1 protein-coding gene is annotated in these 1,554 nt (G+C 71.6%); it reads right to left on the bottom strand.

Features of this window, described 5'->3' with window-relative positions:
- Window positions 1-51: 51 nt before the first annotated feature.
- A partial coding sequence (locus MW084_RS11355; protein ID WP_476718370.1) for a pentapeptide repeat-containing protein occupies window positions 52-1,494 on the bottom strand: 1,443 nt, incomplete at its 3' end.
- Window positions 1,495-1,554 lie beyond the last annotated feature (60 nt).

Here is a 1,554-nt window from a genome sequence, read left to right as displayed (position 1 = left end):
CNGNCGNCNNCTNCNTGNNTGTATANGGNNNCCGCCCGATCCGGGCCCCCNGCCCGAACGGGGTGCCCCGCCTGAACCGGGTGCCGCGTCGGAACGGGGAGCCCTGCCGGGACGGGGGGCCGCGCTGGAACCCGGGGCCCCGCCTGATCCGGTCGGAGTGGACCTTGGCGGCTCGGTCCCCGGAGGGGCCGGGACAGGGGCAGGGGAGCCGGGGTCCGCTGGAAGGCCGGATTCCGCCGAGTCGAACTCCGCCGAGTCAGGCCCCGCCGAGTCGGAGCCGGTCGTGTCGGAGCCGGTCATGTCTCGGTCCGGTTCAGAACCCGCCGCCTCGGAGCCCGGCCGGCTCGGCCGTACCGCGCGAAAACCGGCCGAGCCCAGCCGTACCCCACGAAAGCCCGCCCCGAAGTCCGGCGCGTCGAAGTCCATCGCGTCGAAGTCGGCGGCGTCGAAGTCCACCGCGTCGAAGTCGGCGGCGTCGAAGACCACCGCGTCGAAGTCGGCGGCGTCGAAGAGCACCGCTTCGAAGTCGGCGGCGTCGAAGAGCACCGCGTCGAAGAGCACCGCGTCGAAGTCAGCCGTGTCGAAGTCGGTGGTTTCACAACCGGCAACCTCGAAGACCACTGCCTCGAAGACCGCCACTTCGAAGACCGCCGTGTCGAAGTCGGTTGGTTCGGGGTCCGGTTCGAAGTCCGTCGCCTTGAAGGCCGCCGTGCCGCCCGGTCCCGCCGCGCCGAAATCGGCCACCTCGAAGGCCGCCACCTCGAAGGTCACTACTTCGAAGACCGCTTCCTCGAAGAGCACTGCCTCGAAGTCGGTAGCGTCGAAGGCCGCCGTCTCGAAGGCTGCTGCTTCGAAGGCCGCTGCGTCGAAGGCCGCCGCTTCGAAGACTGCCACCTCGAAGGCTGCCGCTTCGAAGTCCACCACCTCGAAGTCCACCACCTCGAAGGTGGCCGCGCCGAAGTCGGCTGCTCCGAGGCCCGGTTCAAGGTCCGTAGCTTCGAAGGCCGACGTACCGCCCGGTCCCGCCGCGCCGAAGCCGACCCCCTCGAAGACCGCCGCGCCGAAGTCCGCCGCACGGGGGTCCGGTTCGAAGATCGCCGTACCGTCCGGCTCCGCCGTCCCGAGGTCGACCGAGCCGAAGCCGATCGCGCTGAAGGCGGTCGAGTCGAAGACCGCCACGCCGAAGTCGGCTGCGCCGACGCCCGGTTCAAAATCCGCCACCGCATCCGGCTCCGCCGTGCGGAAGCCCGCGACGGCCGGACCCGCCTCGAAGCCCGCCGCGCCGAAGCCGACCGCCTCGAAGCGCGCCGCGCCGAAGCCCGCCGCACAGCCCGACCCCGCCACCTCGAAGCCGGGCAGCTCGGAGTCCGTCTCGAAGCCGGGCGTCGTATCGGGCCCCATCACGTCGAAGTCCATCCCGTCCGGACCCGCTCCGAAGTCCGCGGCCTCGAGGATCGCCGCGCCATCCGGCCCCACCGTGCCGAAGGCCGCCACCCCGCCCGGCCCCGCTCCGANGNNGGGCTGTGCGGCGGGCTTCGGCAATTAAAATAAGGA

The organism is Streptomyces sudanensis (assembly GCF_023614315.1).
Lineage (GTDB): Bacteria > Actinomycetota > Actinomycetes > Streptomycetales > Streptomycetaceae > Streptomyces > Streptomyces sudanensis.
This window is presented reverse-complemented; position numbering and strand designations above follow the sequence as displayed.